This is a genomic window from Methylobacterium sp. P5_C11 (assembly GCF_054049775.1).
Genome location: NZ_JBFULS010000080.1, coordinates 1 through 18,561 on the forward strand (window position 1 = coordinate 1; position 18,561 = coordinate 18,561).

Sequence of the window (18,561 nt, forward strand, 5' to 3'; positions counted from 1 at the left end):
CGTGTCCCGAATCCGGCGGCGTTGCGGCGTTTGCCGGAGTCGGATCTTCCGGCGGTTGCGGAGGCGGTCCGGGCCCCGAATCCGGCGGCGTTGCGGCGTTTGCCGGAGTCGGATCTTCCGGCGGTTGCGGAGGCGGTCCGGGCCGAGATGATCGACGCGGTGTCGATCACCGGCGGCCATCTGGGCTCGGGTCTCGGGGTGGTCGAGCTGACGGTTGCGCTGCACCACGTGTTCGACACGCCCGACGACCGGATCGTCTGGGACGTCGGCCACCAGTGCTACCCGCACAAGATCCTGACCGAGCGGCGCGACCGGATCCGCACGCTCCGCCAGGGCGGGGGCCTGTCGGGCTTCACCAAGCGCAGCGAGAGCGTCTACGACCCGTTCGGCGCGGCCCACTCGTCCACGTCGATCTCGGCCGCGCTGGGCATGGCGGTCGCCCGCGACCTCGACAACGCCGCCGCCAAGCAGAAGAACCGCCCGCAGAAGCGCCGCAACGCCATCGCGGTGATCGGCGACGGCTCGATGTCGGCCGGCATGGCCTACGAGGCGCTCAACAACGCCGGCGCCCTGCACTCGCGCCTGATCGTCATCCTCAACGACAACGACATGTCGATCGCCCCTCCGGTGGGCGCCATGTCGGCCTACCTCGCCCGGCTCGCCTCGGGGGGCGCCTACCAGTCCCTGCGCGAGACCGCCAAGCAGCTCGGCAAGCTCCTGCCCAAGGCGCTCTACCAGCGCGCGGCGGCGGCCGAGGAATACGCCCGCTCGCTGGTGGTCGGCGGCGGCACGATGTTCGAGGAGATGGGCTTCCACTACGTCGGCCCCGTCGACGGGCACAACCTCGACCACCTGCTGCCGGTGCTCAAGAACGTCCGCGACGCCGAGCACGGCCCGATCCTGCTGCACGTGGTCACCCGCAAGGGCAAGGGCTACGCGCCGGCCGAGGCCAGCGCCGACCGCTACCACGGCGTGGTGAAGTTCGACGTGGTCTCGGGGGTGCAGGCCAAGGCCAAGCCGAACGCGCCGGCCTACACGCGGGTGTTCGGCGAGAGCCTGATCAAGGCGGCCGATGCCGACGACAAGGTCGTGGCGATCACCGCGGCGATGCCGGGGGGCACGGGCATCGACCTGTTCGGCAAGGCGCATCCGGACAAGACCTTCGACGTGGGCATCGCCGAGCAGCACGCGGTGACCTTCGCGGGCGGCCTGGCGACGGAGGGCTACCGGCCGTTCGTGGCGATCTACTCGACCTTCCTGCAGCGGGCCTACGACCAGGTGGTGCACGACGTGGCGCTGCAGAACCTGCCCGTGCGGTTCTGCCTGGACCGGGCCGGCCTGGTGGGGGCGGACGGGGCGACGCATGCGGGCGCGTTCGACCTGGCGTATCTGTGCTGCCTGCCGAACATGACCGTGATGGCGGCCGCCGACGAGGCCGAGCTGGTGCACATGGTGGCGACCGCGCACGCCCACGACTCAGGCCCGATCGCGCTGCGCTACCCGCGCGGCGAGGGCGTGGGGATCGAGCTTCCGGAGCGGGGCGAGGTGCTGCCGATCGGCAAGGGCCGGGTGGTGCGCCGGGACGCGGAGGCGCGGGTGGCGATCCTGTCGCTCGGCACGCGGCTCGCCGAGGCGCTGAAGGCGGCCGACACGCTGTCCGAGCAGGGCGTTGCGGTGACGGTGGCGGATGCGCGCTTCGCCAAGCCGCTGGACGAGGCGCTGATCCTGGATCTGGCGCGGGACCACGAGGTCCTGCTGACGATCGAGGAGGGCTCGCGGGGCGGGTTCGGCGCGATGGTGCTGCATCTCCTCGCGGAGAAGGGCGCGCTGGACGCGGGCGGGGTGCGGGTGCGGACGCTGACGCTGCCGGACACCTACCAGGACCACGACAGCCCGGAGAAGATGTACGCCGAGGCCGGGCTCGACGCCAAAACCATCGTCAAGACCGCCCTCGATACGTTGCCGGCGGCTTCCGGCAAGGCCGAGCCGGCAAGCAACGTGGTGAGCGTGCGCCGCCGCCCGCGCTGACGCCACGGTCTGCAACGGTTCTCCCGACCACACACCTCATCCTGAGGCGGCGAAGCGCAGCGTAGCCCTCGAAGGAGCCCTCCAGCGGTCTCGCGATCCCTGGAGTGCTCCTTCGAGGCCCGCTGGCGCGGGCACCTCGGGATGAGGGCGTGGAAGGGAGGCTCGGGCTGATTGCCCTACCCCAGGGCCTGCGCCACCGCCTTGCCGCAGACCTGCGTGTCGGCGTTGCCGCCGAGGTCGCGGGTGCGCAGCGTCCGCTCGGACAGCACCCGTTCGATCCCGCCGACGATCTCGGCCGCCGCCGCGTGCTCGCCGAGATGCTCCAGCATCATCGCCCCCGACCAGATCTGGCCGATCGGGTTGGCGATCCCCTGACCGGCGATGTCCGGCGCCGAGCCGTGGACCGGCTCGAACACCGAGGGGTGCACCCGCTCCGGGTTGATGTTGCCGGACGGCGCGATGCCGATCGTGCCCGTGCAGGCCGGGCCGAGGTCSGACAGGATGTCGCCGAACAKGTTGGWGGCGACCACCACGTCGAACCGGTCCGGGTTCAGGACGAAATGCGCGGTCAGGATGTCGATGTGGTACTGATCCCAGCGCACGTCCGGGTAGGCCTCGGCCACCGCCTTCACTCGCTCGTCCCAGTACGGCATGGTGATCGAGATGCCGTTCGACTTCGTGGCCGAGGTCAGGTGCTTCTTCGGTCGCTTCTGGGCAAGCTCGAAGGCGAATTTCAGGATCCGGTCAGTCCCGTAACGGGTCATGATGGTCTCCTGCAGGGCGAATTCCCGGTCGGTGCCGGCGAACATCCGCCCGCCCGCGTTCGAGTATTCACCCTCGGTGTTCTCGCGGACCACCCAGAAGTCGATGTCGCCGGGCTTGCGGTCGGCCAGCGGGCACTTCACCCCCGGCATCAGCCGCACCGGGCGCAGGTTCGCGTACTGGTCGAATTCCCGCCGGAACAGGATCAGCGAGCCCCAGAGGGAGATGTGGTCGGGCACCCGCTCGGGCATGCCGACGGCGCCGAAATAGATCGCGTCGTGGGTCTCGATCCGCGCCTTCCAGTCCTCAGGCATCATCCGGCCGTGCGCTTCGTAATAGTCGCAGCTGGCGAAATCGAACCAGTCGAGCTGGAGGCTGAAGCCGTGCCGCTTGGCCGCCTGCTCCAGCACGCGCACGCCCTCGGGCACCACCTCCTTGCCGATACCGTCGCCTGGGATCACCGCGATGCGGTAGTGGCGCTGCTGGCTGTTCTCTGGGGCGGCCATGAATCCTCCACGCGTTTCGAAGAGCGGGCCTCTGCGAGCCCGGGTCGTCGGCGTCAGGTGATTGGTCCGCGCCGGGATCGGGTCAACACCCCGGCCTGACAATCAGTCGGTTTCGCCCGCCATGGCCCGGCGCTGGCGGTCGAGTTCATCGCTGTAACGCTTGAGCGTGTGGCTCTCGGTCAGCAGGCCGAGCACCTTCCGGGTCTCGGCACTCTCGACCACCGCGAGGGCCTCGCTCTCCGTCCGGTCGAAGGCGGCGGCGGCGTCCTTGGCGTTCATGCCGGGCGTGAGGAAGTCGCCGGCGTGCAGGAGCAGGTCGGCGAGGACCGGCTGCGCGTCGGCGGCGGAGTCCCGGGCGGCCGCGTGGGCCTCCGGGACGTTCACGATGCCGGCGTAGCGCCCGCCTCCGTCGACGGCGATCACCCGGGAGGGCGAGCCGAGGGGATGCGCGCGCAGGAAGGTCGCCATCGGCGTGTCGACCGCCACGGTGCCGGGATTGCGGCGCATGAGCCGGCCGACGGTGAGCGACCGGATCCAGCCGACATCGTGGGGGCTGCGGATGCTCTCGCCACGCAGGTGGAAGCGCCAAGTGGCGAAGGAGTAGCCGAAGGTCTTGCGGACGGTCAGCGAGGACGCGATCACCGCCGCCAGCACGACGCCGGTGATCGGCAGGCTGCCGGTGACCTCCAGCGCCAGGAACGTCATGGTCAGCGGGCCGCCGATGATCGCCACGGCGAGCGCGCTCATGCCGATCACCGCGTAGGCGAGCGGCGTGAGGCCGAAATCCGCCAGCGGCGGCACCAGCACGGGGGCCAGGGCGGCGAACAGCTTGCCCGCGATGGCACCGAGGAACAGGGAGGCGAAGAACAGGCCGCCCCGGAATCCCGAGCCGATGGAGATCGCCGAGGCGGTGGCCTTGGCGGCGAACAGCCCGGCCAGGGCCGCGATGCCGTGCCCCTGCCCCTCGGCGGCGAAGTGCATGTGCAGGGCGCCGTGGCCGCCCGAGAGCACCTGGGGGGTCGCCAGCAGCGCCAGCGCGCCGACGCAGAGCCCCCCGAAGGCGGGGGCCGCCACCCGCGGCACGCCGGACGCCTGGACCAGGCGCTCGACCAGGGTGACCCCGCGCATGATCAGGATGCCCAAGCCCGCGCAGACCAGCCCGAGGGCGAGGCTCGGCAGGATCTCCAGGCTGGTGACGTGCGAGGTCGTGACCGCCTGCATGTCGCCGAGATCGACGAGCGGCTGGGCCGCAATCAGCGACCGGGAGATCAGGTTGCCGCAGAGCGCCGCCACGACCACCGGCGTCAGGGTGGCGATGGAATAGGTGCCGATGATCAGCTCGAAGGCGTAGAAGGCCCCGGCGAGCGGCGCGCCGAAGCCGGCCGCGATGGCCCCGGCGGCGCCGCAGCCCACGAGGGTGCGCAGGTCGCTGCGCCGCACCTCGAAGGCGATGCCCAGCCGCGAGGCGAGCCCGGAGGCGATCTGCGTGTAGCCGGCTTCGAGGCCGACCGAGGCGCCGGACCCGTTCGAGAGCACGTTCTGGAGGGCGAGGTAGAGGCTGTCGCGCAGGGACATGCGGCCGCCATGCAGGGCGTTGGCCTCGATCGGATCGATGGCGGGGCGCTTGCGCGGGCCGCGGACATAGTTGGCGGCGACGATCAGGAGGCCGAGGACGGCGCCGCCCAGGCAGGGGCCGACGAGGAGGAGCACCGGCGACACGGCATCGACGGCGCTGAGCCGCGCGCCCACGGGCAGCTGATACAGGGCCTCGCGCAGGGTCTGGGTGATCCAGGTCATGGCCGAGACCGCCACGCCGGCGACGCATCCCACCAGGGTCGCCAGGGCGACGAGTCCCCCTTCGCTCCGGCGGACGAGGCTGCGGAGGCGTCCGGGGGCCTGGACGAGGCGCATCCCGGCCCAGTGCCGGCGGTCCCGGCCGGCCGGCCGGGCCGGACGATGGGCGAGCCCCTCGGTGGGCGCCCTGCCCCCGCCGGCGCCCCCCGCTGGCTGTCGCGCACTCACGGTCCGTCCCTTCGCCTCAGGTCCGCCCGATCGGTCAGGTCGACGCATCGGTCTCGAGGGCGCAGTTACAGCCGGGTCCGATCCGGTTGCAAACGGGCGCACCGCCGCGTCGCTGGCCACCCGGCCGGGGCCGATCCCGGCGACCGACATTCACCGACTCCGCATCCCGTGCACAGATCGCCTTGAAAACCGCCGCGGCCCACGATACACCGCCCGCCAGTGCCGCCGTAGCTCAGTTGGTTAGAGCACCAGATTGTGGATCTGGGGGTCCCCCGTTCGAGCCGGGGCGGTGGTACCATCGAATCTCAACATGCTGGATGATCGGAAACCGTTTTTCTTTAACGGTTTGGAGATCGTCCGGCATGTTCCCCCTCAGCTTCTGCTCTCGATTTCAGGGTGCCAGTCTGGTGCTCTCGTGACCGCTTTTGTGACACGCGCTGAAGCTCGTCGTGCAGATCGTCGGTACGGAGGTGCGCGTAGCGACTGCTCATCTGGAGCGTCGTGTGGCCGAGGATGCGGCTGAGGCGGTAGAGGTCGCCCCCCTCCTGTACGAACCACGACGCGAACGTGTGGCGCAGATCGTGCCTCCGAAAGTCGTCGGTTCCCGCTCTGCGACACGCGTTCTCGAACGCCTTGCGCGGGTTCCCGATCCGGCTCCCGTTAGCCTTGCAGAATAGGTAGGCCGACCGTGGCCGCGACCGTTGCTCCAGAATCTCGCTGATCGTGGTGAGCGCCACAGCGGAGAAATGGTTTAGGCTTTGCCTCGGGCGTCTCGACCCGACCGGCGGCGTTTCGGAGGTGATCACAGGCGAATCGCCGATCAAGCACGCCGCGCTGCGGTGCTGCTCAAGCCGGCCGACCACGGGCGAAACTTGCGACGGTCGGAAGTTTGGTTGAGGGGTGGGCGCGTCAGCGCCCACCCGCTCGTGATGGGTCGGCCCAGGCAGCACCTGCGGTCCTCAGCCTCGCCGGGCTCGGCCTACGGGCCTCGGGCCGCCGCGACCGACCCATCATGTCTCTCGATTGCCTCCCGGATCGAGGCGAGCACATGGATCGCACTGGAGGGAAAAAGAGGAGACCTCACCTCCAATATGAACCCTGATCTCCTGTGAGCCAGTCGGATTCCTCACGTGTCCGGCCGGGTCCGCTTACTAGATGAGGCGTGAGAAAAACGAGCCCGGACGGGAACGGGCGTGGAACGCTGCCCGGTCGAGCCGGGACCAGCCGTCTCCACCCACGTCCTCTTGAACGTCCCCACACGGTCACCCCCGCGTTCGACCAATAACTGGCGCGGACGATGCGGGCGACCATGACCTCGATGATCGGCACCAAGGGTGGGTGCGAGGATCTGGGACGAGATCGGCGTCGAGGGTCGGGTGAGCGGATCGGCGAGCATAGGGCGGTGAGGTGACCGCGGATGCGGGCTCCGCGTGGGCCAGCGAAGCCGATACCCCGCCCACGAGCCTGCAAGTGGAGACGGGTCGGGGAGGATGGAAGAGAATGTCAGACCGGCGCATCTGACACCTCGATTTGGCTGTACAATGGTTGTTGGGGTGAAAGCGCCTTGACTCCCACCCCGCGCCCATTCAGCGCAAATGCAGCCTTATGGCAAAAGCGTCGTTCTGGTTCTGGGTGTAAATATTCTGGTGAGCCACCCAGTCTCTCGAATCGATGATGACTGGGTTCGAATTCAGGCCGAGGCCCGCCAAATCGCGCTCCACCTGCGCCTTACTGCCCTGGATCTTCAGACCGTAAAACATTGCGTCGCCGGTTCGTATTAAAACCGGCCCACGAAACACGACGCCTTCGCGCCCGAACAGATCCGTGGCCTGCTGATTTATGGCGACGCGCTTCTGGTAATTCCAGAAGTGAAGCTCCGCTGGGCACCCGCCCCAGTTTATCGGAGCAACCATGCTGGTGCTGAAGGCAATCTTCTCGACCCAGGTGCTCTCGCAAGTCCCGCACTGATGAATTCGGACGACCGAGAAAAGGCGGCGACGCTTAGAATTGATGCTGGTCACAATATAATTTTCCAATATGGTGCGAGCGTGTATTTGAAATAGGCTTACTACATACTCGCTATGAATTCGCTTTGAATATCTATTGGCGAACTCAGATGTAAAAATTAAAAATTGCGGCTTGAGAGAAATTCTCACGACAAGAATCTGGTCGGGCGTTATCGATTCTGCCGAAGTGAGGACATGTGAGTTTAATATGGGCGGCAAAGTTCGTCGTTGGCATTCTGGTGCCGCCTCGTTTTGAGGCAAAAATACATTTCAAAAAAGATTATTTCTCAATGCATACTCGTGTTTATTCCTTGAGCGATCTCACGCGCATTCACGCCGATCCACAGACCGGGACGCGTCGCCTCGTCATGGCAGAGATCACTGACTACCATAACCTGCCCTCCTTCGCCGCCGTCCGCGATCACGTCCTCTACGAGCTTCGTTTTCCGACGCCGCAGTCCAACAAGCTGGAGAGCTACGGTTTCGTGCCGGCACTCTACGATTCGAGTAACCGCACCTTCACACGCCGGGCAGACGGACATCAGTTCACGCGCTTTGGCCAGTGGCGCAACGGTGCGCCCGAGAGCGACGCACTCAGCCTGTTCTACGCCGACGTGGACAACGCCGACTATGGCCGTCCTATCGTCACGATGCAGGAAGTCGCTAACCGCCTCGATGCACACGGTTTCGCGTATTTCATGTACACGAGCTTCAGCCATACGCCCGAGAAGCCGAAGTTCCGCGTCGTCATCGACACCGACCGAGACCTCACGCGCATCGAGATGCTGCATGTCGCCCTGTGGCTGAACTGGACTGTCTTGGGCCAGCAGGCCGACGTTTCGATCTACGACCCTGTCGATTTCGTCTTCGCGCCACCGCATGATCCAACATGTATGGAGCGCCTCAACGCTCGACCTCTCGTCGTAGATGCCGCTCTCGCGGGGCAGCGCGAGCTTGCGCAACAGTACCCCGGTAGCTGGACGAAGTACGTCGTGCAGAAGGGGCCGCGGCAGCCGTGTGCCAACCCGACGCCCGAACAGGCCGAGGCTCTGAAGCGGCATCGCGAAGACCGAACAGTCCGATCCGAAATGGGCATCGAGAATCCGGCGGTCTTCAACCCGGCCTGGGACGATTTCCACCGTCAGCGGATCACGAACGGCAGCCACTACGAGACGATGCGCTCGTTGCACGGCATGGTCTGGACCAAGACCGACGGCGCACTCAGCTACGGCGAGGTGGACGGCATCCTCCGCCAGATCGATGAGACAGATGGTGGCTACTTCATCCGGCAGCACGGCGAGGATAAGGCCGCGGCGCTGATCGACTGGATCATGAGCCTTCCGGTCGAGGTTGACCAGGTCGAGTGGCATCCGCTGTTGGAGCGTGACGAGAGCGGCCTGACCGTGCTGGTCAAGGAGGGCGAGTGCGGACAGGGCAAGACCCGCGACGAACTCGGCCGGATCGCTCGCGAGAAGGGTCGCACTGTTTACGTGGTGGACAAGATCAGCACCATCGAGCAGCGCCGGAAGGAGTTCTTCGAGATCGCGGGCCGCGGTACGGCGATGCGTTTCCGGATTTTCGAAGCGCACAGCGAGAAGCAGGAGTGCCGCGTTCCCCTCCAGTGGCGAACATCCGGAAGGATCTCAACGTGCTGCCGGCTGGCGCGCCTGCGCTCGTGTTCGTAACCCAGGCAGCCGCCACGATGATGGATTGGCCGGCATGGGGCGACTGCGAAGTCGTGTTCGATGAGGTGCCGGACTGCTTCACCACCTTCCGCATCGACGCGAAGAACCACGCCGAGGTGCTGCGCCGCTACGTTCACGCCGAGATCGATGATTGGGGTTGCTACAACTTGGGCTCGACCGGTGCCGGACAGGAACTCGCGCGTGCCACCGACGTGGACGACTACGACCGCGTCCATCACAGACTGTGCGTGTTGCTGGCCAAGCCGAATACCCACGTGTGGGTGAAGCGGAAGGCGTGGGACGATCCCACCGAGGGTGGCCGGCTGGAGTTCTTCGCCGTCACCTCACCGCTGAACCTCAGCCATTTCCGCAGCGTACGGCTGCTCGGGGACGAGGCGATGAAATCCGTGACGGTCAAAACTTGGATGGAGAAATGGGGCGTCAGATTCCAGCCCATCGAGTTTGAGCGTCGCAAGCGCCTCATACCTACCGCGCAGCGGGTCACGATTCGGTATTTCTCGGAGCACCGCGACAGTTCACTCACTCGCTTTCGCGAGAGAGGGATCTGCCGCTCGAATCGGTGACCGAATGGATCAAGCAGGACGCGGGTGGCGTGCCGGTACTATGGACGGCGAATGAGAAGATGCGAGCGAAGGGCAAGCTCGATCAGCAGGACTTCATCAGTCCGAAGGCCCATGGGCGCAATGACCTCCAGCATTACAAGCGGGTGGCGTGGCTCGCGGCAATGAAGGCGAGCCAGTTCGAGGTCGGCTCGCTGCGCGAGGTCTGCGGAATGACGGCGGCCGAACTCACCGATTGGCGAGAGTTCAACGCCATGTATCAATTCGTAATGCGCGGCGTGCTGCGTGACTTCTCATCGGCCGAGCCGGCGGTTGTATACGTGTTCTCGCGCCGGCAAGCCGAGTACCTGAAGAGGCGGCTGGGCAGCACCATCGAGGAAGTGCCCAGCGTGATCGAGGACCGGCCGATTCGCTGCACTCACGAGGATGGCGCGATGACTGATGCCGAACGTCAGAAGGTGCGGTACTGGCGCGGCAAGATGAAGAAGGCGGGTGTGGGTGACGTTCGACTTTTGTCCAAGGCGTACAAGCTAAGCGAGCGTGAAGTTGTGCTAGTGAACGCCACGTTCTGGAAAATACAGCAGACGAGTGAGCAGGCGAATCTGGCAGCGTAGTCAACGGGCGAGCCGCAGGCTGGATGCTTGCGGCTCTCATCGCTGTCGTCCTAGACAACTTAGGCCGAAGCGGTCAGCGCATTTCGAACCGCTACGGCGGGCTCGGCCGGCATGACGGTCAAGGCGCTCGCCTTTGGACCATCGCACCGTGCTGTCAGACCAAACGTAGGAGCGGCTCGGGTACACGTGCCGCGGCATCCCACGCGTCGATCAGCCAGGGCACACGCGACCCAGCCATCGGCTTGGCATAGAGATAGCCCTGTGCGTAGTCGCAGCCCAGCGCGACCAGATGCTCTGCCTGTCCATGTGTCTCGACGCCCTCGGCTGTAACCTTCATGCCTAAACTGCGACCTAGCCCAATAACGGCGGCCACAATGGCAGCATCCTCCGCGCTCCGCTCGACATCGCGGACGAAACTTTGGTCCACCTTGATGTGATCAACCGGAAATTGCTTCAGGTGGGTGAGCGAGGCGAAACCTGTTCCGAAATCGTCTAGGCTGATCAGAACCCCGCTGTCGTGCAGCCGCTGGAGGGTGCCTGGCACAGCCTCCGAACCGTGGCCCAGGAACACTGTCTCGGTGACCTCCACCTCGAACTGAGAAGCCGGCACCTGGGACGCGCTCAGCGCGGCGAGAATGCCGCCAGCCAGATCAGGCTTCCTGAACTCGGCTGAGGCAAAATTCACGGCTACTCGGCCGAATCCGAGACCGCGTTCGTTCCACGCGCGCATATCTGCGGTGACTTGCCGAAGAATACTATCACCRATGGCTGTGGCGAGTTCGGGGTCTTCGAACGCCGATCCGAAATAGCCGGGCGTCAGCAGCCCCTTCTCGGGATGCTGCCAGCGTGCCAGCGCCTCGAAGCCAATGATCGCTCCTGTCGAAAAGCACACCTTGGGCTGGTAGAACGGCACGATCTGTCCAGCATCGATTGCGACCCGCATCTCCGCGGCGATGCTCACGCGCCGCTCGGTCTGGGCGCGCATCTCCGGTGCGAACACGACGGAGCGGTTTCTGCCCTGGGCCTTGGCCCGGAAAAGCGCGATGTCGGCGTCCTTGAGCAGGTCGCGCGTTTCGCGGTGGTGATCCGGGAAAGCAGCCAGACCGACGCTCGCCTTGCAGGTCAGCGCGTGCCCTCGATAGGTAAAAGGCTGCCTCAGCCGCTCCAGTAGCGTCTCGGCGTAGCTTGCAGCATGCGTGAGGTGCAGCGGTTCTGTCAGGACGATGGCGAACTCGTCGCCGCCCAGGCGCGCGACCGTATCGGTTGTGCGCAGTCCTTCACCCAGACGGCTCGCCGCCTCGCTCAGTACGGCGTCGCCCGCGTCGTGCCCGAGGGTGTCGTTCACGTCCCGCAGGGTGTCGAGGTCAAACAGCAGAAGGCTCACACTCGTGCTACCCCGCTCAGCAGCAGCAAGCGCTTGCTCCAGGCGCTGATGGAATAGCCGGCGGTTCGGCAGGCCGGTGAGCGCGTCGTGATTGGCTGTGCGCCACGCATCTTCCTCGCTCCGCTTGCGCTCGGTGATGTCGAAGGTGATGCCCACGATCCGGTCGGCATCCACGCGCTCGACTGAGGCGCTAAGCCAGATCAGGCGGCCGTCAGGGTGGATGTAGCGGAATTCCCGCTGCTCACGATTCTGGCAGCCCTGTTGGACGAGACGCTCGATCTGTTCGCGATCATCCGGGTGGACACGGTCGAGGAACTGCGAGGGCGGCCCTGACTGGATGCCCAGCAGTTCCAGCGAGTTCGCGGACCGACTGCTGTAGTCCGTCTTCAGGTGGCGCTCCCAGGCCATCATTCGCCCCGCCTGCAATGCAAGCCGCAGCCGCTCCTCGCTGGCCTTGACGGCAGCATTAGCCTGACGCTGATCCGTGAGGTCGTGCATGGCACCGACCATGCGCACGGCCCGGCCCTGCACGTCGCGGATCACGAAACCGCGGTCGAGCACCTCAGCATAGTTACCATCACCCTGCGCGAAGCGGTATTCGTCGATCCAGCGATCATCGGAGCCGTCGATAGCGTTTTGGATCGACGCGACGACACGATCTCGGTCAGAGGGATGTATCCGCTCCTTCCACCAAGCACCCGTCGTGGCGATCTCGTCTTTCGCGTACCCGAAAAGGGACTGAGTCGCCTCGCTCCAGTCGATGCGATCTGAAGTCAAGTCATGATCCCAAATCGCATCCTTGGTGGCGAGCAGAGCTAAACGATAGCGCTCTTCCTGAGCACAGGTTGCCTCGGCAGCTTCCTTGCTCTGGTGAATGTCTGTGGCCGTACCTACCCACTCCCGCACATGACCGGAGTTCTCTTTGAGTGGTGCAACCCTGATGAGGGTCCACCGGAACACTCCGTCTCGGCGCAAGACCCGGAACTCACAGGAACCGGCTGATTGGGATCCGATGATCTCTCGCCATGTGGAGACCACGCGCGTCCGGTCATCGGGATGGACAGCGGTCAGCCAGCCGAAGCCCCTGTAGGCGCTCTCCGGCTGACCCGAGTAGGCTTCCCAACCGGTGCTCTCGATAACAGAGCCGTCCGGCTCCGCCCGCCAAACCATAGTCGCGCTGACCTCGATGAGCGCCCTGTAACGGTTCGCCGTCATTTGCCGGTCACGCTCAAGCTCAACAAGCGCCGTGACATCGCGTGAGATGGCCAGGATGCGACCGCGCGCGCCGCTCGGCCCCTTAAGCGGGCTCAAGGCCACATCCCACCACTTCGGATGCCCCTTGGCGGTGTGGCAGAAGCCTTGGAAGCGAGCCGCCCAACCGGCTCTGGCCTGTGCTAGGGCGAGCCGAGCCGCCGCGTTGTGCTCACCCTGCCAGAGATCGACCCAGGGTCGGCCGAGGAGCGGGCCGACATCGTCGATCTCCATCATCTTGGAGCCGCCCGCGCTCAGGAACAGCAGGTTGCCCTCGTAATCGAGCAACTTCACGCAATCCGTGCTGCTCTCCAGCATCTCCCGCAGCAGATCACCGACGAACAGCGGGTTAAGCTCGATCTGTTCAAGGGGCAGGACCAACTCACGCCGCCCAGCCTCACACGGTGTTAGGTCGGTTCCAGCATCTCCCTCGGTGTAGAGACGGAACGTGTTCCGGCCGGCGGCCTTGGCGCGGTAGAGCGCCTGATCGGCTCGGGCGTAGAGGTGATCGGGATCGAGGCCGTCGCCTGGAGCGAGCGCGACCCCTACGCTGATCCCAATCCCCGCAGGATAGCCGCCGAGATCAACTGGCGGCGACACCGCTTCGAGCAGCCGCTCCGCCAGCCGGACCGCGTCTTCGGTGCGACCCTGTCCGGTCTGGATGATCACGAACTCATCGCCCCCGAGCCGCGCAATCGTGTCCTCGATGCGCAAAACGGACTTGAGGCGTTGCGCCACGATCCGCAGCAAGGTGTCGCCGGCTTGATGACCAAGCGTGTCGTTGACCAATTTGAAACGGTCGAGATCGAGGCAGAACAGGGCAAATCCGCCGCCACTGCGCTTGGCGCGCGCGATCTCCTGATCAAGCTGCTCACGAAAGTGTAGCCGGTTAGGCAGGCCGGTCAGCGGGTCGTGACGCGCCAGACGCGTCATCTCGCACTCAGCTTCCTTGCGCTGTGAGATGTCCCGGATGACAGCGACATAACCATCGGGCTCGCCCGTGATCTGATCGCGTGTGAGGCTGAACGAGACCTCGACCCACAGCCACGTTCCATCCCGGCGGCGGTAGCGCTGCTGGGCCACGGCCTGGGCGATCTCGCCCGCTCCCAATCGCTTCAGAAGCCGCGCGTAGGCACCGACCTCATCAGGATGTACAAACGCCAGAGGATGCGTACCGACGAGGTCCTGCGGCTCAGAGCCGAGCAGGCGGCCGGCAGCCGGCGAGACGTAGCGGCGTTTTCCGTCCAGATCGGACCGGATAATCACGTCGGTGCTGTTGTCGGCCAGCAACCGGTAGTTAGCCGCGCTCTCCCGCGCATCGCGCTCTGCCCTGCGTAAGCCAAGCTGTGCGACGACGATCTCCGCCAGATCGCGAAGCTGCCCCTGCTGCTGAGATGACAGCGTCCGCGGCACGCGGTCGATGATGCACAAGGAACCGAGCTGAATGCCGGGGGCGAGAACGAGCGGCGCGCCGGCATAGAAGCGGATATGCGGCTCGCCTGTGACGAGCGGATTGGTAGCAAACCGCACATCCTGTGTGGCATCCTCGATCACCAGTACCTCGTCCGAGAGGATGGTGTATGTGCAGAAGGAGACCTCACGCGGGGTCCCGCTCACGTCCAGTCCGCACGCGCCCTTGAATCGCTGCTCGGTCTCGCCGACGAGGGACACAAGCGCGATTGGCACGCCAAAGAGTGCCCGCGCGGTCCGGCACAGGGCATTGTACTGCGCCTCCGGGCCGGAGCTTATCTCATTGAGATCGTGCAACGCCTGGAGGCGGTTCACCTCGTTTGGGTGCAACGGATACATGAGTCCTCTGGCCGAGCCAGACCACGTAGCGCAGTCTCCCATCTGGCCCGCCTTCTAGCTGGCGAATATACCTTAAGACTCGGTTTCGTTACGTCGTGGGCAGCCGTCGAAGCAGGATCACGGCCGCGGAATGACGCAGCGTGATGCCAAGAGCTTGTCACCCCAACATGTGTTGCTTTTGTCTCGTTGAACGCGTGGCATACCCTGCGCTTCCCGGCGGACCGGAAGCGGTGGGCCAGCAAAGCGAACGAGGTCGTAAGGTAATTCGTCAGGATGTCACACGCTGGAACCCACGACGCTGCCCTCGTGGCACTCTCCATCCTGATCGCTGCTGCCGCTTCCTACACCGCACTCGACCTCGCGGCGCGCATGCGTGCCACCTCAGGCTGGTCCTGTCGCGCGTGGCTCGCCACCGCCGCTCTCGCCATGGGCGGAGGCATTTGGTCGATGCACTTCGTCGCCATGCTGGCCTTCAGCCTCCCCGGCCTTGAGGTCGGCTACGATCTGCGCCTGACCCTGCTCTCGTTGGTGCTACCCATCGCGGTCACGGGGCTTGCCTTCTTCGTCGTCAATCGGCCCGGCGCAGGACCGGCTGCCCTCTGCGTGAGCGGCCTCGTTATGGGGCTCGGCATCGCCGGCATGCACTACACCGGCATGGCGGCGATGCGCATGCCAGCCGACCTACGCTACGACCACCTCTGGGTCGCCATCTCGATCCTCATCGCAATCGGCGCAGCCGTCGCCGCGCTCTGGCTCGCCTTCCAGCAGACCGGTGTGAGGCTCCGGCTCCTGGCCGCCGCGGTCATGGGCTTTGCCGTGGCGGGCATGCACTACGCCGCGATGCAGGGCTCCGTGTTCAGCGCCCATGCTCCCATGGATCATGCGCACGGCACCGCGAGCGTAAACCAAACCTACCTCGCGCTCTGGGTCACCGGCACGACCTTTCTGATCCTCGTCCTGGCGCTCGCCGCAGCCATGTTCGACCGGCACCTCTCGCAGGCATCCGAGCACGAGGCCGCGGCCCTACGCGCGAGTGAGGAGCGCTTCCGCCTTCTGCTCCAGGGTGTGAAGGACTACGCCATCTTCATGCTCGACACTGAGGGCCGGATCGCCAACTGGAACGCAGGGGCTGAGCGCATCAAGGGCTACTCGGCCCAGGAGATTATCGGCAGCCACCTGTCTCGCTTCTACACGCCGGAGGACCTACAGGTCGGCTTTCCCGCAGCCGCGCTTGAGACCGCAGCCCAGGAGGGGCGATTCGAGGCCGAGGGCTGGCGGGTGCGCAAGGACGGCAGCCGCTTTTGGGCCAACGTGGTGATCGACGCGATCCGCGACGAACAGGGGCAGCTTGTAGGCTTCGCAAAAGTCACGCGCGACATCACCGAGCGCAAGCAGGCCCAGGAAGCTCTGGATCAAACCCGTGAAGCGCTGGCCCAAGCTCAGAAGATGGAGGCGGTGGGCCAACTCACGGGAGGGGTCGCGCACGACTTCAACAACCTCCTCATGGCGGTTCTCGGCAGCCTCGAACTGCTGCGGAAACGGCTGCCGGACGACCCGAAGCTCACACGCCTGCTCGACAATGCGGTTCAGGGCGCACAGCGCGGTGCTGCCCTGACACAGCGGATGCTGGCCTTTGCGCGACGGCAGGAGCTTACCCCAAAGGCGGTTGACCTGCCTCAACTCGTGCAGGGTATGACGGACCTGCTCCAGCGCTCGATTGGACCGCGGGTGCGCATCGAGACCCACTTCCCGCTTGGCCTACCGCGCGTGATGGTGGACGCGCATCAGTGTGAACTGGCGCTCCTCAACCTCACCGTGAACGCGCGCGATGCCATGCCCGAGGGCGGCACGATCACGATTGGAGGTCGAGAAGCGAGCGAGGAGGACGCGTCTGATTTGCCGGCAGGCCGTTACGTTTGCTTCTCGGTTGCGGACACCGGCACTGGCATGGATGGGGAGACCCTTGCTCGCGCGCAAGAGCCGTTCTTCACCACTAAAGGTGTCGGCAAGGGCACAGGGCTTGGTCTCTCGATGGTGCAGGGCTTAGCAGCGCAGTCAAATGGCCGTCTTTCGCTCAGGAGCCGTGTCGGCGTGGGGACCACCGCGGAGATGTGGTTTCCGGTGGCTAAGGCGGCGGTGGTACGAGCCGAGCCTGCGAGCGCCGTGCCTCTATCTCGTGTGCCGACGCGATCCCTGACCGTGCTGGTCGTCGATGATGATCCGCTGGTGCTGGAAAACACGGTGGCGATGCTGGAGGACTTAGGTCATCGCGTCATTCAGGCTCGGTCGGGCCAAGAGGCACTGGACTTTCTACGTCACCCGCAAGAGTTCGACCTCGTCATTACCGACCAAGCTATGCCGGGTATGACAGGAACGCAGTTGGCAGAGCAGATTGCGGTCGAGCGCTTTGGGATGCCGATCATCCTGGCCTCGGGTTACGCTGAGGCGCCGGCCGAACATCATCTGGTTCTGCCTCGGCTGAGCAAGCCCTTCGATCAGGCCACACTTGCTCTGGCTGTCGCCGACGCGCTTCACGCGGCCGAAGAGGCTGGCAAATTGGTCGCCTTCCGCTCCAGGGCGGCCGACGCTTGAATGGCGGAGGACTATGGCAGAGCCGTGCCTTCCTATGCCGCTAAGTTGGCTTGGAGTAAGCCTGCAAGATCGTCGAGTTCGTGGCCCGCTTCCCGCTCCTCCGGCATGGGCCGAGCCCATTGCTCGGTCGGGTGATCAATGGGGTTAGGCCCATTCAAATTCGTGATCTTGAGAAGGACGTTAGACGCGGCGACCAGATTGCCAGACGGGTCCCATAGCGGCGTTGGGTGGGGCATAAACGGGATGCGTGTACCATCCGGCTGCTCCAACACGACCTGCACGCCGCGCACGGGTCGCCCCTCCTTAATGGCTACGGCCATTGGGCACTCGTTGAGCGGCAGAGGCGTCCCATCAGCGGTGTAGATGCGCCAGCAGCCGCACCAGCGCGTCTTGCCGAGTTCGGGGCGGTAGCCCCAAAGGTCGGCTGCCGCATCGTTGTAGTAGGTCAGCCAGCCGTCCGCGTCTGTCGTGTAGACGGGGGACGTGAAATGCCGGAAGAGATCGGCGCGCGAGGGCTCATAGTTCCAGCCCCGGTCAGGGCCGCCGAATTCGAATTCGTTGTCGTCCGGAAACATGCTGCTCTCCCTCGACGGACGGGCGAGGAAATGCCCGTCAAAGCATTCCGGTCGCCCCCCTCTGTCGCGGGTGCCTGCCAACCGATACCAACGGTACGTTGGCACTCTCGGCTCGTCAGTGACGCAGGATGCGTCGCACTCCAGATCGTCCAACGATACGAGATTGTGCCTCGGAGCTTCCGGGGGCGGTCGCACCTCGACGCCATAACCGGCTCACGCCAGCCTGGGCTCTCCCGCATTGCCTTGCACGGACACCATTGTCTCGCACGGACTGAAGCCCTATTCAATAGCGGCCCGAATACTCAATTGCTGGGAGAAGATGGAATTCTTCCCCATCTCGGACTTGAGCGCAATTTAATTGCTGCCTCCGGACGGAAGAATTTTCTGCCGAGAACATGGTTCAACTACAGATCGCAGTTATGCGCCCTCAGATCGAATGGGCCTTCGGTATAGATGTGTATGCTACGGGCCTCTAATCGCGTGAATTCGCTGCTAGACTCGCTTCCGTGACAAGATGTAGATGACCCGTCTCCACTTGCAGGCTCGTGGGCGGGGTATCGGCTTCGCTGGCCCACGCGGAGCCCGCATCCGCGGTCACCTCGCCGCCCTATGCTCGCCGATCCGCTCACCCGACCCTCGACGCCGATCTCGTCCCAGATCCTCGCACCCACCCTTGGTGCCGATCATCGAGGTCATGGTCGCCCGCATCGTCCGCGCCAGTTATTGGTCGAACGCGGGGGTGACCG

Annotated in this window: 11 protein-coding genes and 1 tRNA gene; 6 read left to right on the forward strand and 6 right to left on the reverse strand. The window is 65.3% G+C overall.

The genetic code is table 11. The features are described from left to right. Window positions 1-30 precede the first annotated feature (30 nt). Window positions 31-2,028, forward strand: coding sequence for a 1-deoxy-D-xylulose-5-phosphate synthase (gene dxs / locus ACXJKQ_RS26030; RefSeq protein WP_457108582.1), 1,998 nt, complete (start codon window positions 31-33; stop codon window positions 2,026-2,028). Between the two features lie 176 nt (window positions 2,029-2,204). Here the strand turns inward: dxs and ACXJKQ_RS26035 are convergent, their stop codons facing one another. Then, window positions 2,205-3,296 carry a tartrate dehydrogenase gene (locus tag ACXJKQ_RS26035; RefSeq protein WP_457108573.1) on the reverse strand — a complete coding sequence of 364 codons (1,092 nt, stop codon included), beginning with the start codon at window positions 3,294-3,296 and terminating at the stop codon, window positions 2,205-2,207. Between the two features lie 102 nt (window positions 3,297-3,398). Continuing rightward, the gene (locus ACXJKQ_RS26040) at window positions 3,399-5,207 is read right to left on the reverse strand and encodes a chloride channel protein (RefSeq protein ID WP_457108583.1); all 1,809 of its coding nucleotides are present in this window, start codon (window positions 5,205-5,207) and stop codon (window positions 3,399-3,401) included. A gap of 332 nt (window positions 5,208-5,539) precedes the next feature. On the opposite strand from ACXJKQ_RS26040, the gene ACXJKQ_RS26045 reads away from it, so the two are divergent. Continuing rightward, window positions 5,540-5,616: transfer RNA gene (locus ACXJKQ_RS26045), tRNA-His, on the forward strand. 40 nt (window positions 5,617-5,656) lie between these two features. On the opposite strand, the gene ACXJKQ_RS26050 is transcribed toward ACXJKQ_RS26045, so the two are convergent. Together ACXJKQ_RS26050 and ACXJKQ_RS26055 are read right to left on the reverse strand one after the other, a co-directional pair. Further along, window positions 5,657-6,268 carry a site-specific integrase gene (locus tag ACXJKQ_RS26050; protein WP_457108574.1) on the reverse strand — a complete coding sequence of 204 codons (612 nt, stop codon included), beginning with the start codon at window positions 6,266-6,268 and terminating at the stop codon, window positions 5,657-5,659. A gap of 636 nt (window positions 6,269-6,904) precedes the next feature. Then, window positions 6,905-7,339, reverse strand: a complete 435-nt coding sequence (locus ACXJKQ_RS26055) for a hypothetical protein (RefSeq protein WP_457108575.1) — start codon at window positions 7,337-7,339, stop codon at window positions 6,905-6,907. 296 nt (window positions 7,340-7,635) lie between these two features. Between ACXJKQ_RS26055 and ACXJKQ_RS26060 the strand changes: the two genes are divergently transcribed. The 3 genes from ACXJKQ_RS26060 to ACXJKQ_RS26070 are packed head-to-tail and all read left to right on the forward strand — an operon-like array spanning window position 7,636 to window position 10,204. Next, on the forward strand, window positions 7,636-9,009 hold the full coding sequence (locus tag ACXJKQ_RS26060; RefSeq protein ID WP_457108576.1) for a hypothetical protein: 1,374 nt from the start codon (window positions 7,636-7,638) through the stop codon (window positions 9,007-9,009). Beyond that, window positions 8,973-9,593 (forward strand): hypothetical protein, encoded by a 621-nt coding sequence (locus tag ACXJKQ_RS26065; RefSeq protein ID WP_457108577.1) that lies wholly within the window; start codon window positions 8,973-8,975, stop codon window positions 9,591-9,593. Before ACXJKQ_RS26060 ends, ACXJKQ_RS26065 begins: the two co-directional genes overlap by 37 nt. After that, window positions 9,590-10,204, forward strand: a complete 615-nt coding sequence (locus tag ACXJKQ_RS26070; RefSeq protein ID WP_457108578.1) for a hypothetical protein — start codon at window positions 9,590-9,592, stop codon at window positions 10,202-10,204. Before ACXJKQ_RS26065 ends, ACXJKQ_RS26070 begins: the two co-directional genes overlap by 4 nt. A 154-nt stretch (window positions 10,205-10,358) precedes the next feature. Here ACXJKQ_RS26070 and ACXJKQ_RS26075 read toward each other — a convergent pair whose 3' ends face one another. Beyond that, window positions 10,359-14,648 (reverse strand): diguanylate cyclase domain-containing protein, encoded by a 4,290-nt coding sequence (locus ACXJKQ_RS26075; protein WP_457108579.1) that lies wholly within the window; start codon window positions 14,646-14,648, stop codon window positions 10,359-10,361. A 273-nt stretch (window positions 14,649-14,921) separates the two neighbouring features. Here ACXJKQ_RS26075 and ACXJKQ_RS26080 point away from each other — a divergent pair, with 273 nt between their 5' ends. Further along, a complete protein-coding gene (locus ACXJKQ_RS26080; protein ID WP_457108580.1) occupies window positions 14,922-17,240 on the forward strand; it encodes an MHYT domain-containing protein in 2,319 nt (772 codons plus the stop codon). 32 nt (window positions 17,241-17,272) lie between these two features. Here ACXJKQ_RS26080 and ACXJKQ_RS26085 read toward each other — a convergent pair whose 3' ends face one another. Beyond that, a complete protein-coding gene (locus ACXJKQ_RS26085) occupies window positions 17,273-17,815 on the reverse strand; it encodes a PAS domain-containing protein (RefSeq protein ID WP_457108581.1) in 543 nt (180 codons plus the stop codon). Between the last annotated feature and the right edge of the window lie 746 nt (window positions 17,816-18,561).